This window comes from Amycolatopsis sp. NPDC051758 (assembly GCF_044453095.1).
Taxonomy (GTDB): domain Bacteria; phylum Actinomycetota; class Actinomycetes; order Mycobacteriales; family Pseudonocardiaceae; genus Amycolatopsis.
The window spans coordinates 35,781-48,807 of record NZ_JBITCJ010000023.1 but is presented as its reverse complement, the minus strand read 5'-3'; the positions used below and the strand labels follow the sequence as shown (position 1 = coordinate 48,807).

Below are 13,027 nucleotides of genomic sequence, written 5' to 3'. Positions count from 1 at the left end.
GTCCACTTCAGACCGCCGTACCTTCAAGGAGAAGCTGATGTTGAACGAAGTTCAGATTCTGATCGCCCGCGTCCGTGCCGAGCTGGAACAGCTCCGGCATGACGAAGGCGGCTACTCAACCGAAGCCGTCGTGGTGACCGCTGCCTTGGTCCTCCTGGCGATTGCCGTGGTCGCAATCATCGTCGCCAAGGTGACCGAGAAGGCCAACGGCATCACCCTCTAGGCCGGGTGACCACGATGCCTCGAAACGTACTGCGCCGACTTCGCACGGATGAGCGCGGCGCCGGCACGGCCGAGCTCGTCATCGCCACCCCGCTGCTGTTGCTGCTGGTTCTGCTCATCGCTCAATTCGCGCTGTACATGCACGCCGTCCACATTGCTCAAGCCGCTGCGTCCCAGGCACTGTCCGCGGCACGAATCTCCAGCGGCAGCTCAGCCACGGGTGACACCGAGGGACAACGAGTCCTCACGCAACTGGGCAACGGACCCTTACGGGAGACCTCGGTGAACGTCCAGCGTGGAGCTGCCCAAGTATCCGTGACGGTCACAGGAACCGTGACCAGTCTTATCCCGTTCACAACCCTCACGGTCCACGCAGAATCCGTTGGGCCAGTGGAGAAATTCACCCCGCCGAGCGGAGCCGGGGCGGTGACACCATGACCGCGGCCCGCAGCCTCCTTGCGCTACGGCGGGACGACCGGGGATCTGCCGCGGCCGAGCTTACCCTACTGACTCCGCTGCTGATCCTGCTGTTGTTGTTCGTCGTCTTCTGCGGCCGGCTGGCCGATACCAAGCTGCGAATCAACGACGTCGCCCACCAGGCCGCCCGCGCTGCCACCCTGGCCCGCAGTCCGTCGCAAGCCACCGCCGACGCCCAGGCCACCGCCAACGCGGCCTTGTTGTCTGCCGGGATCACCTGCCAGTCGCTGGCGGTTTCCGCCGACACCCAGGGACTCAAACCTGGTTCCACCGTGACCGTCACCGTGTCGTGCAGCGTCGGACTCGGTGACCTGGCCTCGCTCGGCGTGCCCGGCAGCCGGACGTTCGAATCCACCTTCTCCTCGCCGGTCGACGTCTGGCGCGGCAGCTCTGGAGGTACGGCATGAGGTTGATCGCAGTGCTGCGTCGGCTGCGCGACGATGAAGACGGCCGGGTGACCGCCTTCGTCGTCACCATGGCCCTCGCGGCCCTCCTCGTCGCCGGTCTCGTGCTCGATGGTGGGCTGGCGCTGGCCGCCAAGGTCCGCGCCATCGGCGAGGCGCAGGAGGCCGCGCGGGCCGGCGCCCAGGAGATCGATTTGGCTGCGTACCGCGCCGACGGCTCGCTGCGCCTGGTCCCGCAGCGGGCTGGCGCCGCGGCCCGGAGTTACCTCGCCGCCGCGGGGCATACCGGCAGCGTGTCGGTCAGCGGAAACGAGGTCGCCGTGACCGTCACCATCGACCAGCCCACCCAGCTGCTTGGGCTCGTCAGCATCGCCTCGATCACCGTAACCGGAGCCGGACAAGCTGAACCACAGCGTGGAATCTCCGGCGTACTTCCATGAGAGGACACGAAATGGCGACTACCGAGGAGATCGAACGCCGCATCGAGGAAGCTGACGCAGCCCGCAGCGCGAAGAGGACCGAGGCCGCGCGGCGCGTCGGCGAGCTCGTTCAGCAGCGGACTGAACTGGCCGAGAAGCTCACCGAGATCGACCGGAAGCTCGGGGACGTCCTCGTCGGAGCGAGCGACGTCATCGGCGTCGACGAGCTGGCCAGGTTCACCGATGTCCCGGCTGCCGACCTCGCCCAGTGGCGCGACGGCCGCAAAGCGACCCGGGCCAGGCGCAAGCGGCAGACCGCGAACACGCCTACCCCGAAGATCAGTCCGAGCGCGCCGCCGACGGTCGCCGGGAGGCGAATGTCGGCCGCCGATGCGTCCACACGGGCTCCCGTACCGGTGCCGTGACCTCGCAACCGCCCCTCTCTCGCCGGACGCGGGTGTTCGCCGCGGCACTCCGGTGTGTCCGCGTACTGCTCGCGTCCGGCGTCCTGCTCGGCCTCGTGGCGGGCCTGCCCTGGGCTCTGGTGCACTTCGTGGGTTGGCCGCTGCCCGACCAGCTGCCGACCTGGGCCGAGATCCAGGCGACCCTGCTCAACCCGATGAGCGTCCGCTTCCTGCTGAACACCTTGGCGGTGGTCTGCTGGATCGTCTGGTTCTTCTTCGTTCTGGACGTCCTCCGCTGCTCCGTCGACGCGGTGCGCGGAATAACGTGGCCGACTCGCCGGCCCGGCCCACTGCGCGGCGTCGCCGCGGTCCTCGTCGGGACCATCGTGCTTACCCTGCTCGGCAGCCGGAGCTCGTACTCGGCGCCGCTTGCGGGCACCGTGGCGCCTACCGTCGGCCTCCGGCCGGTCGCTGTCGTCGCAGCGCTGCCTCCAGGTCCGGCACCACAGGCGACCAGCGTGGTGATCGATACCGCCGCGCCAGCTCCGGCCGGCACGGTCCAGGTCACCGAGGAAGTCCGGCTCCCACACGACGGGGTCTACGACAGCCTGTGGCGCGTCGCCGAGCGCGTCTACGGTCCTGGCGGCGGCAGCCGTTGGCCCGAGCTCTTTCAGCTGAACCGCGGCGTGGAGCAGCCCGACGGACGTGCCCTGACGAACCCCAGCCTGGTGCGGGCCGGCTGGAAGATCACCGCGTACGTCCCAGCGCCCAACCAGGAACATCCGTCAGTGCCGCCCCGACAACCACCACCTCCTACGACCACGGCGCCCACCCCGCCCGCTCCGGAGCCAACCGCGGCGGGGGAGCACCGCGAAGACCGTCCCGAGCCTGCCGTGGACCTGGTGACGGGCGTGTTCGTCAGCCTCGGCCTCGCCGGAGCGATCGCCGCGGCCGTGGTGTCGACCAGGATGTGGCGCCGGCGGCGCTATCGGATCGGAAGCGGCGACCGTGCTGACCTCCAGCGCCCGATCGCCTCCGTGGTCCGCGCCCTCTGCGCCGCGCACGACGACGGCGACCTGCGTCCTGCTGAAGTTGCCGAGCTCGTCGACCTGGCATCACCGGGGGAGCCTGAACCTAGCGGCGAGCTGGCCCAGGTACCCGTGAAGATCGGCGTTCGAGAACGTCGCGAACTGGCTCTGAACCTCGCCAGCACCTGCGGGCTTGGCCTCGCCGGCGCAGGAGCGACCGCGGCCGCTCGCGCGCTGCTCCTGCACCTGCTTGCCGAGCAGCAACCTGGCAACGGTGTCGGCGTGATCGTGCCCGTTGACGACTTACGTCTGGTTTTCGACGGCATCGCCGTTGAGGACCTGCCGAGCAGCGTTCACGTCGTCGCGACGCTCGATGCCGCGCTCGACGAGATGGAGGCGGCCCTGCTGACTCGTACTCGCCACGCGATCGAGGAGGCCGGAGCTCGGCCCGCTGTACCTTCGCTCGTACTGCTCGCCAGCCCGGCATCCCACGCTGATCGTCGCCTGCAAGCCGTCCTCGACAACGGCTCGACGCTCGGCCTGGCCGGCGTGCTCCTCGGCCAGTGGCGTCCCGGGGCGACTCTGCTCATCCGCCAGGACGGCACAATCAGCGCGACCAGTCCCGGGATCGACGACGACCTCACCGGTACGCGCCTGTTCAACGTTCCGGCTGCCGACGCCACCTCTCTCCTCGAAGTGCTCCGAGCTGCAGAGGGCGCCGTCGAACAGGCTCGGGAACCGGTTCCCGAGCAGCGATCGACGGAGGTCGAGGTGAGCAGCTCGCTCGAGCAGGAGGAGCAGCACGCTGAGGACAACCAGCCGGCGGCCCGCGAGGAATCGCCGGTCGGTGCCAAGCAGCCCCGGCTGTTCCTGCGTGTGCTGGGCCGAGTCCAACTCGCCGTACGGGATGAAGCAGGCGATCGCGAGCTGGGCGGTGCGTTCACGCCGAAACAGCGTGAAGTGCTCGTCTTCCTCGCGCTGCATCCCCAGGGAGTCCGGCGCGAGGTCCTCAACGAGGCCGTCTGGCCCGACAGCCGCCCGCCGCGGCCGTACAACTCATTCCACAACACCCTTTCGACGTTGCGTCGCGCGCTCGCCGACGCGACCGATGGCCAGACGGGCAACCTCGTCCTCAACGAGGACGGCCGATACCGACTCAGCGACGAAATCCTCGACGTCGACTTCTGGCAGCTGCAGCGCGTTCTACACGCGCAGCGCCCACCTGACGAGCACGGCAATGCCGGCCTCCGCGACGCGGTCGAGCTGTATCGCGGTGACCTCGCCGAGGATCTGCTCGCCCAGTGGATCGAACCCTTCCGCGAATCCGTTCGCAGAGACGTCTTGGACGCGGTCGGCGCTCTTACCCGCGCCGACGGCGACATTGCTCCGGAGGCCGCGCTGGCTCTGCTCGAACGAGCTCGCAAGTTCGACCAGTACAACGAAGGCGTCTACCGCGATATCATTCGTATGCAGGCACTGTTGGGACAGTACGCGGCTATTCCGCGGACCGTCGCGCTCCTGACCACGACGCTCGCCGAGATCGACGCGCAGGTGAGCGCAGAGACCCTCAATCTCGCGGATTTCCTCCAGCGTCGAGGCAGCGCGCGGCGTAAGAATGCCGCCGGCAGTGCAGCAGCTAGTTGACCGGCGGGGGGGTGCTACCTCCGCAAGGTCCTTCCGACGGTCTTCTCGCTGTGCCTGCTAGATCGGTAGCCCCCGCCAGCATATGAAGCGCCAGGTCGGCACGCTTATGGTGCCTACCGATGTGACGCCCGACTCGGATGCCGGCAGGCATGTGAACAGTCGGTAGGGGTGGGCTGCCGACAGCTTCGTTGACGTGTAACCGAATTCATTCGAAAAAAATCCTTTCACTCGTCTTCTGTCTTTATCTCTCGCGCTCTATTTTGTCTTGGTCTTTGTTTATTCCTGTATCTGCTCGTCTACGTTTCGGCGGCGCTCTGGCCTGCGTGTTTGCTTTCATCCACTGACCTCTTGCTCTGGCTCGGCGAGTCTGCGAGGAGCGCATAATTGTCGGGAAATAACCCCTTGGGGGTCTTGATTTTCTGTGGCTCAGCCCTAAAATTGATTGTAGGAGAGAACGGGACGGCAACCCCAAACTCTCCGGTTCGCCAACCAACACCGCTCACCTGACCGAAGGCTCAGTGATGATCATGCTTGAGGCGTGCGTATCCCAATTTCCCCTAACCGTCGACGCGGCGGACACCATTCAAGCCCTGGTGGGCAGCTCCGACCACCCTTGGGGCCGACGGCTCCACGATGCGCTGAAGTTCGCCACGTACGCGGAGTGCGTGTACGCCGTTGAGCCGTACGCGCGTATCGAAGTTGCGGACTTCCGGCCGGACACGCCCAAGTATCCCGACGTCGCCGACCGGTCCGTGTCCGGTGTGCTGGGTGAGCTGCAGGCTGTCGGGTACGTCGAGACGCGCGACGTGCTGCAGGAAGACGCGGGCCAGACCTACCTGTCCGAGGGACGCACAGTGACGGCCGTGCACGTCGTCCGGCCCTTCGCGCTGGTCGGCGTCGACTACCGCTTTTCCCGGGAAGCAAACAGCCGAGCGATCCGATACGGGCACGCGTACGCCGACCGGTGGGAGATCACCGAACGCGCCTACACCGTCCCGGCCGGGTGGTACCTGGTCGGCGAGACGGGCGACTTCACAGCGGCCCTGGTCGGCGTTGCCGGCATCTCAGGGGACAGCGACGACTTGCTGTGCTCTCTGTTTGAAATCGAAGGGTTCGGCGCGTCAACCTGTCTTGCCGGGTGCGGATCGTGCGGGATGCGCTGGTCGGCGGAGTCGGGATCGTGGCACTTCCGGCCCGACGACTGCGACGCCGACGCCTGGGACTTCGACGACACCGCCGAGATCGACGACGAATCCGGCACCGTCGCGTGCCCGGCATGCGCTACCGGTCGCGTCGGCTTCTCCATCTTCTGATCTTTCGCCGTTGCGCGGGCGGTCCCGCGTCTTCGTAAGCCGTGCGCTCACCTCTACTTCCTTGTGAGGCTCCAATGTTCGCTGTGCTCTCCGTGGACGGAACCCCGATGGGGCTGTCCGACGACGTCGCCGAATCGATCACCCTGCAGTTCGACACGGACTCGGCTCCGACGCATCGGTGCCGAGCGTGCGAGGAGGAACTGGCCGAGACTCCGGACGGCTACGAATCGACGTCCGGCGACACCGCGTGTGCCGACTTCGAGCCGACGGCCGACACCGACCCGGACTACGGCGAGGGCCCGCACGATCCCGAGCGGATCCCGCTGTCCTGGTGCAACAGCGCGGCCGTGAACACCGACGAATCCGAGGACTCGGTCACGGTGTCCATTTCGGTCGGTGACCCGCGCGGCGCCTTCACCTTTACCATCCGGCGCGTGCCGGACGACGCCGACGGCGATCTCGCCGGACGGCTGATCATGCACACCCCGTACGCCGGAGAACCGATGCCGCACGCCGCCTTGACGGTGCTGCACGAAGGAACTCACGTCGTCGGCACCTACGCGCCGACTCGGCGTCTGCACTCGGTTCCTCCCGCCGCCTGAACGCCTACGGAGGTTCACGAATGAACACCGCACCAGCAGGCGACGGCGCCCAGCCGGGCGAGGTCTACGTGACCGTGGCCGACTCCGGCGCCGTCTTCCCGGCCGTGATCGAGGACGAGCGTTGGAACGGGTTCGCTCGGCCGCGCTTCAGCCGCGCGGCGGCTGAAGCCGTGGTGGCCTGGCTGACCGACTGCCACGGTGCCATCGCCGCCGCATTCGACGGCGAGGCAGTCGCCATCACCGAAAACGCGGCCGATCGCGCGGAACGCATCGAACCGGGCGCCGATGGCCGCTACCCGATCGGCGCCGGTGCGTGGGAATGGGAGCTGACCACACCAGCCGCCGACGTCGCCGCCGAGCAAACATTGCTCGCCGGTGCTTACCGGCTCGCGCCCGAGGCGGGCGAAGTCCTGGTCAAGATCAACGCCACCGGCAGCGATCCCGGCTTCCCGGCCCAGGTGGACCCCGTGTCCGGCTGGAGCCGGTCCGGGACCCCGCGCTTCCGCCCCGACGTCGCGGTCGTCGTAGTCGCCTGGCTCAACGCCTGCGGGCGGCAGTACCCGGGCGCCACGGTGGCGTACTGGGAGGGCAACACGATCATGCTCCTTGACCCGCTCGCCGCGATCCAGGACGGATACATGCCGACGCAAGTCGTCCTAGAGGCGGACGGCCGGTACGCGATCGGCGCCGACTTCGAGTGGGAACGCGCCAAAAGCTGACAGCTCGCGAACAACGAGAACCACGCACAGCCGTGGTGTTCCGGGACGGCAACCCCGGCACACCACCGAACCACCAACACCGCACCACACCCGTCCGAAGGGATCCGTCATGACGCGCACACCCCGTCGACCGTCCAGGGCCGCAACGAAGGCCCGGCGCACGGTTTCGCCCGAAGAACGCGCCGAGCGCCTCGAAGCTGCCCGCGAGCAGCTGCTGAAGGGCGTGGACAAGCTGATGACCGCCGACGGCTGGCAACAGCTGATCACCTCCCGCGCCTGGCTGCGCCGCTACAGCCTCAACAACCTGATCATGATCCTGCAGCAGTGCCCCGAAGCCACCGACGTGCGGCCGCTCTCGGAGTGGAAGCGCGAAGGCTACGGCTTCATGCGCAAGGGCACGCACAAGATCAAAGTCTGGAAGCCGTGCTTCCGCAGGACGACCGAAGACGAGAACACCAAACCGACCGAAGGCGCCGAGACGGATCCGGACAAGGCGCCCGCGTTGTCGGGATTCATGCTCGTGCCGGTCGTCGACGTCTCCCAGCTGCAGGGGGATCCGCGGGCCGCGCAGCCGTCCCCGCCGGAACCGATCGCGCTGTGCGGTGACGCGCCACGCGGCCTGTGGGACGGAGTCGCCGCCCAGATCGGCGCATGCGGCTTCAGGATCGAGCGTGGAGACTGCGGCGGCGCCTTCGGCCGAACCGTCTTCTCCGAGCGACGCGTGACCGTGCGCGACGACGTCGAACCCGCGCAGGCCGCGAAGACGCTGACGCACGAGCTTGCGCACATCCTGTGCGACCACGAAACCCGCTTGGCCACCACGCCACGGCATGTGCTGGAGGTCGAGGCCGAGTCGGTGGCCTGCATCGTCGCCGCGGTCTGCGGCATGGACACGCTGGCGTACTCCGTGCCCTACGTCGCCGGTTGGGCGGCCGATCGCGAGACGGCACGCACTTCGGCGGAGTGCGTGCTCCGAGTCGCAGATCGGATCCTGAACCGGCTTGGCCACGCGGCAGCTTCACCCGTGGCAACGACTCTCGAGGATCTGGCTGCTGCGCATAGCGTTCCCGCGGTCGCGTGAATCGGCCGGGCGCGCTATGACTCCTTCAATCCTGGGCTCCGCCGAGCTCTACGGCCGCCTTCGCTACGTCACCAACCACGCCGGGGCGCAACGGCGAACCCATCCGCCCGCCGGCACGTCAACCGCATCCGCCTTCGACGACCACGACCCGCTCGGCTTGCACGGCCACGTCCTGCAGGGCCTCGGGGCCGCCCCCGAATACCTCGACGGCTTCACCGGAGCCTCGGCCGGCTATCCGGCGTTCGGATTCCGGCTCACCGAGAAGGCAGCTCGCCTGGCGCAGCTCTCGGAGGAGTTCGAAGCGTCCTGGACGTGGGGTGACGCCATCCGAGCCGCAGCCAGCCTGGCGCACCAGATCGACAACGCCGAGGACGACCAGAAGCTCGGCGACATGGCCTTGCTGGCCGTGGCCCGCCACGTCGGGCGTCAGCACCCACCCGAGATGACGCCGTTGCCCGGGTGGTCGCCGCCCGACAAACCGCTGTTCCTCGACGGATACCCGGCGACGCTGTTCGGTCACGTGGCCGCAGATCTGCGCGTGGACGCCGTCACCGCGACCTGCACGCGGGAAACCCGGGCGGTCACGCTGTTCCGGTCGCTCGGCTGGCGACTCACTCCGCGGGCCGAAGCCTTGGCCGACGCGGTACAGCATTACGAAACAAAAGGGCTTCGCTGGCCCGACGCTATCGCTGCGGCGGCAAAGACCGACGTGACACATCTTGAGCGGCACAACTGGGACCGTTGAAATCCGATTCCGAATTTGTTAGTAGCGCCCGGCGGGTGAACACCTCCGGAGAGGCGCGGCAACCACCCGCCGGGCTCCAACACCGCACACCCCAGAAGGGTGCGCGAGCCTCCAGTTTAGCGCATGGCTCGTACCTGCGGTGTGACGCCGTGCCGTGCCTCTGATGGCTGGAGGGAACTCCCGTGTCTTCATCCCGTCGTGCAATCTCTACTTCTGTCGATGCTGGTCAATTTGCGCATAAGATCGCTACGGCAGTCGAGTCCGCATGGCACCGAACCTACGGAACCGGTCGGCTTGATATCCCGGTTTCAGTTGTTGCCACGCTCGCCGCCTTGCCGGAGAAAGATTCGTGCGGCACAACGTCAGCGACTCGGTGCTCAGCTGGGACGCCGACACATTTCACGACTTCGCGCGGCACACGTGGTCATCGGTCATCCGGCACCGCACCGAAATCACGCACCTACTCCATCCGATGATCGCGTGGATCTTCGATGGCCCTGACCGCGACGTGCGCGGCCACGCACTGGCCGTCGCGCAGGCCGCGCTGCGTGCAGGGCAAACGCACCTCACCGGCACCGAACGGCGCTTCGACGTCGACCTGCTCGGCACCGTGCTGACCGTTCTCCGGCCGAAGTCGGCGCTCAAGGCTCGTGGTCAGTTCTACACGCCCGGGTCCGTCGCGAAGCTCCTCGCCGGCATGTCCGACATCCAGGAGCGCAGCAACGTCACCGACCCGATGATGGGGACGGGCGGCATGTTCCGCGCGGCCGCGGAAGTTATGCGCGAGCAGGGCCGAGACCCGCGCACGATCCGCTGGATCGGGTGCGACGTCGACTCGCTCGCCGTGGGCTGCGCCACTGTGAACAGCATGATCTGGAATCTCGGAACCGATATCGTCTTCCATGCGGGCGACACGCTGGAGCCTGGTTGGCGAGAGGTCGCGCTGGCTCAGCGCGATGAACTCCGTCGGATCGCCGCGGACTTGCGGCGCGATCAAGCATTGATTGCTTTGGTGAAGTCACTTTCGCAGCGATGAAAAGGCGTTTCGAGGTAAGCGTCTTACGTGTCGCGCGCTACGATTGACGCATGAGTGACGTGCCCGACGAGGGTGAACGAGTCCCTGACGAGGACACGGCGAATTGGGCTGCCGCAGCCCATACTGCTCGCCTCGCTGGGTATGTGCTCGACCAGGTGGTTGACCCGGTGCCTGGGAGCATGCTTGCCGCAGACGATGCCGAGTACCGATGGGAGAAATGTTCAGCTTGGACGCGGTCATCTTTGGTTGCCGCGCTTGATCACTTGACCCTCTGGGCGAATATCGTCACTCCTCAGAAGATTTTCGAAGGGATGATCGTTCGAAACCCTCCGCGGCCGTACTTCACGCTTGCCCGTGCCGGGCTGGAGTCCGCTGCGCAAGCCGTGTGGGTCCTCAAAGAGGACGATTCGACGGAGAGGGTGCATCGTCACCTGCGGCTGTTGTATCACGACCTACGCCAGATGGCCTTGGCGTTCGAGAAGCAAGGTGATAACCGTGCGCCGTCCGTGCGGGATCGTATGAGTGCTCTGCAGACTCGTCTCGGCGATAGGTACCCTTTTGAGTCCATCGTTAAGGGCGAGCCGAAGTACTCGTCGATGGTCCACGAGTGCGCGGCCGTCATCGATATGCAGCCCGACGTTCTTGAAGTACTCTGGCGCGGCGCGAGCGCGGCGGCGCACGGCAAGAACTGGTTCCAGTACGTCGCCTACAGTACGGAAGTCGGTAGTGAGTACGAGCCCGGCTACTTTCGCACAACTCTGCGTGCAGACCCGAAGGCGATCACGCAATCGATCACTGCTGCGGCGAATATGGTACTCCGCGGAGTTCTTTTGTTCGTGGCCAGGTCCGGTCGCCAACCGCAGCCACTCTATGCTGCGGCATTCGCCAAGTTGGTCGACGAGACGCCGTTGAAAGATGCGCCGAAGGATTGATCGAACGTCCGCAGGTCATCTGGCGGGGCGCGAAGCCGCGAGGTAGTCGTCCCCGCTCCAGCGATACGAGCTGACCTGGACCGGCTCGCCGAAGGTCGGCGCGTGCACCATCTTCCCGGCCCCGATGTACAGGCCGACGTGGTGGACGTTGCCGCGCGCGCCGTAGAAGACCAGGTCGCCGGGCAGTAGCGGCTGGCCGCCCGGCACCAGCGGTCCGGCGGAGTACTGGGTCCGGGCCGTCCGCGGCAGGGCAACGCCGGCAGCCGCGTAGGCCGCCTTGGTCAGGCCCGAGCAGTCGAAGCCACTGTCGCCGTTCAACGGTCCGTTGCCGCCCCAGAGGTACGGCAGTCCGAGCTGGCCGCAGGCGAAGTTGATCGCCGTTGCAGTGGCAGGGTTCGGTGCCTGGATGTCGTCGCATCGGCCGGTGCCAACTGCGGCCTGGCTGTACCTCTCGGCCTGGTCGAGGACTTCGGCGACGTACCAATCCGCGTGGTTGTAGGCGAACAGCGCCTTGCGGATGTCGCTGGGCGCGCCGGACTCGCACAGGTAGTACGCCGCCGCGTAGATCGCGTCGTGCTTGTCCCATGGTGACGGCGGGGTCTTGCCGCCCGGGGGTAGTGGATGCCTGGCGACGACTCCGTCGAACGTGGACTGGAGGAACTGCATCGGTCCGCGAGCGCCGAACGAGTTCTCGGTCCCCTCGGCGATGCCGACCAGCTTGCTGCGGCCGTGGTCGCTCTCGACCTTGCCGATCGCGGCGAGGATCGACCAATCCAGCCCGGGACACGCGGCAGCTGCCGCTCGGTAGAGGGCGAGGTAGTCGGCGGGGATGTCGGCGATGGCCTCCTGGCTGGGCTCTGTGCTGCTGCTGCCGAACACGGCCTTCACGACGCCTTGCCCGATGCCGCCGATGAGGATGATGATGACCACGACCGCGGTGCAGGCGAACTTCATGGGCGCCTCCGGAAGCGGCTGGCGGGCGAGGCGGGTGGGAACGGATCCGGAGCGGTCAGGGTCGCTGGACCCTGCTGGGCCGGGGCCGAGCTAGACGCCGGCACGTCGCCGGGCAGATCAGGTTGTGGCCAGAGCTGGGCGAGCTCGACGAGCCGCAACCGCCCGGGGTGACGCGTTGCCGACCTGGCGATCGGCAGCCATCGGGCGGCGGCGGGGTCGCCGGCTGCGTCCGCGGCGGTGGTGGCCAGCGGCACGAGCCCCGGCCGGTCGAGCTGGAACAGGCAGTTGGCGAGCGCTCGGCGGGCGGACGTCTCGCGCCGATGGGTGGGCAGCCAGATGAGGACCGGGGTGGTGATGCCGGTCGCGGCGGCGAGCTTCTCGTAGCCGTGGAGCTTGCGGCTGAGCTTGCCGAGGTCTTCGGTGCCGAAGTCGAACTCGAGGAAGAACTCGAGCTGCTGGTCGTCTTCGCGCCACCGGCCGTAGGCGTCGGGACGCACCATGTCGCCGAACAGGCGTCCGCACCGGAGCTCGGACCACCACGCGGTCATCGAACTTCGAGCACCTGGACGTCGGCCCAGCGCGACCAGGGCGGTGAAGAAGCCGTTGACGCCGACCGTGTGGGCCAGACGCAGGGAGTGCGCGATCCCGATCGCGTCTTCGTGCCGGTAGCCGATCGACTTCGGATCGAGCCCGTCTTCGTAGGCGAGCGCGACCGCGCCGGCGATGTCGAGCACGTAGTGCATCGGGGCGGTGCCGGTCGTGACGAACGGCTGGAACCGGTCGACGACCCGCCACTTGAACAGGTCAAGTAGCCGGTGGTTGGCCGCGCGCAGGCTCGGGTAGCAGAGCTCGACGATCTGCTGGGTCGTGAAGACCTTGTGCTCGTAGAGCATCCGGGCCAGCCACCGGTCGCGGTGGGTCAGCCGCCCGGCGAGCTGGGCATGGTGCTCACCGGTGATGGCCGCTCGCGGCGTGGGGCGCTGGGGCATGTGCCCGCGCAACGCCCGCTGAGGAGTGGGGTTCGAAATCATCGGAGTACCTCCGGTT

General features: G+C 67.4%; 15 protein-coding genes. 13 read left to right on the top strand and 2 right to left on the bottom strand.

The genetic code is table 11. From position 1 onward, the window contains the following. Positions 1-37 precede the first annotated feature (37 nt). From ACIA5G_RS51645 to ACIA5G_RS51585, 13 genes are all read left to right on the top strand, one after another. Positions 38-223, top strand: coding sequence for a hypothetical protein (locus tag ACIA5G_RS51645; protein WP_103355629.1), 186 nt, complete (start codon positions 38-40; stop codon positions 221-223). A 14-nt stretch (positions 224-237) separates the two neighbouring features. Further along, a complete protein-coding gene (locus tag ACIA5G_RS51640; protein ID WP_395937597.1) occupies positions 238-660 on the top strand; it encodes a TadE/TadG family type IV pilus assembly protein in 423 nt (140 codons plus the stop codon). Beyond that, positions 657-1,106: a TadE/TadG family type IV pilus assembly protein gene (locus ACIA5G_RS51635; protein ID WP_395937526.1), complete on the top strand. Its 450-nt coding sequence runs from the start codon at positions 657-659 to the stop codon at positions 1,104-1,106. Before ACIA5G_RS51640 ends, ACIA5G_RS51635 begins: the two co-directional genes overlap by 4 nt. Then, the gene (locus ACIA5G_RS51630) at positions 1,103-1,543 is read left to right on the top strand and encodes a hypothetical protein (RefSeq protein ID WP_395937524.1); all 441 of its coding nucleotides are present in this window, start codon (positions 1,103-1,105) and stop codon (positions 1,541-1,543) included. The genes ACIA5G_RS51635 and ACIA5G_RS51630 overlap by 4 nt, the downstream gene beginning before the upstream one ends. Before the next feature lie 11 nt (positions 1,544-1,554). Further along, on the top strand, positions 1,555-1,947 hold the full coding sequence (locus tag ACIA5G_RS51625) for a hypothetical protein (RefSeq protein WP_395937522.1): 393 nt from the start codon (positions 1,555-1,557) through the stop codon (positions 1,945-1,947). 32 nt (positions 1,948-1,979) lie between these two features. Next, positions 1,980-4,598: a hypothetical protein gene (locus ACIA5G_RS51620; protein WP_395937520.1), complete on the top strand. Its 2,619-nt coding sequence runs from the start codon at positions 1,980-1,982 to the stop codon at positions 4,596-4,598. A gap of 521 nt (positions 4,599-5,119) precedes the next feature. Beyond that, complete coding sequence (locus ACIA5G_RS51615) at positions 5,120-5,911, top strand: hypothetical protein (protein WP_395937518.1); 792 nt, start codon at positions 5,120-5,122, stop codon at positions 5,909-5,911. A 107-nt stretch (positions 5,912-6,018) separates the two neighbouring features. Further along, positions 6,019-6,513: a hypothetical protein gene (locus ACIA5G_RS51610; RefSeq protein ID WP_395937516.1), complete on the top strand. Its 495-nt coding sequence runs from the start codon at positions 6,019-6,021 to the stop codon at positions 6,511-6,513. Positions 6,514-6,581: 68 nt separating this feature from the next. Continuing rightward, on the top strand, positions 6,582-7,232 hold the full coding sequence (locus ACIA5G_RS51605; protein WP_395937514.1) for a hypothetical protein: 651 nt from the start codon (positions 6,582-6,584) through the stop codon (positions 7,230-7,232). A gap of 109 nt (positions 7,233-7,341) precedes the next feature. Beyond that, positions 7,342-8,313: a hypothetical protein gene (locus ACIA5G_RS51600; protein WP_395937512.1), complete on the top strand. Its 972-nt coding sequence runs from the start codon at positions 7,342-7,344 to the stop codon at positions 8,311-8,313. Further along, on the top strand, positions 8,234-9,058 hold the full coding sequence (locus ACIA5G_RS51595) for a hypothetical protein (RefSeq protein WP_395937510.1): 825 nt from the start codon (positions 8,234-8,236) through the stop codon (positions 9,056-9,058). Before ACIA5G_RS51600 ends, ACIA5G_RS51595 begins: the two co-directional genes overlap by 80 nt. A 349-nt stretch (positions 9,059-9,407) precedes the next feature. Next, on the top strand, positions 9,408-10,094 hold the full coding sequence (locus tag ACIA5G_RS51590; protein WP_395937508.1) for an N-6 DNA methylase: 687 nt from the start codon (positions 9,408-9,410) through the stop codon (positions 10,092-10,094). Positions 10,095-10,144: 50 nt separating this feature from the next. Further along, a complete protein-coding gene (locus tag ACIA5G_RS51585; protein WP_395937506.1) occupies positions 10,145-11,026 on the top strand; it encodes a hypothetical protein in 882 nt (293 codons plus the stop codon). A gap of 15 nt (positions 11,027-11,041) precedes the next feature. On the opposite strand, the gene ACIA5G_RS51580 is transcribed toward ACIA5G_RS51585, so the two are convergent. Then, positions 11,042-11,980 (bottom strand): NlpC/P60 family protein, encoded by a 939-nt coding sequence (locus tag ACIA5G_RS51580; protein ID WP_395937504.1) that lies wholly within the window; start codon positions 11,978-11,980, stop codon positions 11,042-11,044. Further along, a complete protein-coding gene (locus tag ACIA5G_RS51575; protein WP_395937502.1) occupies positions 11,977-13,011 on the bottom strand; it encodes a replication-relaxation family protein in 1,035 nt (344 codons plus the stop codon). The genes ACIA5G_RS51580 and ACIA5G_RS51575 overlap by 4 nt, the downstream gene beginning before the upstream one ends. Between the last annotated feature and the right edge of the window lie 16 nt (positions 13,012-13,027).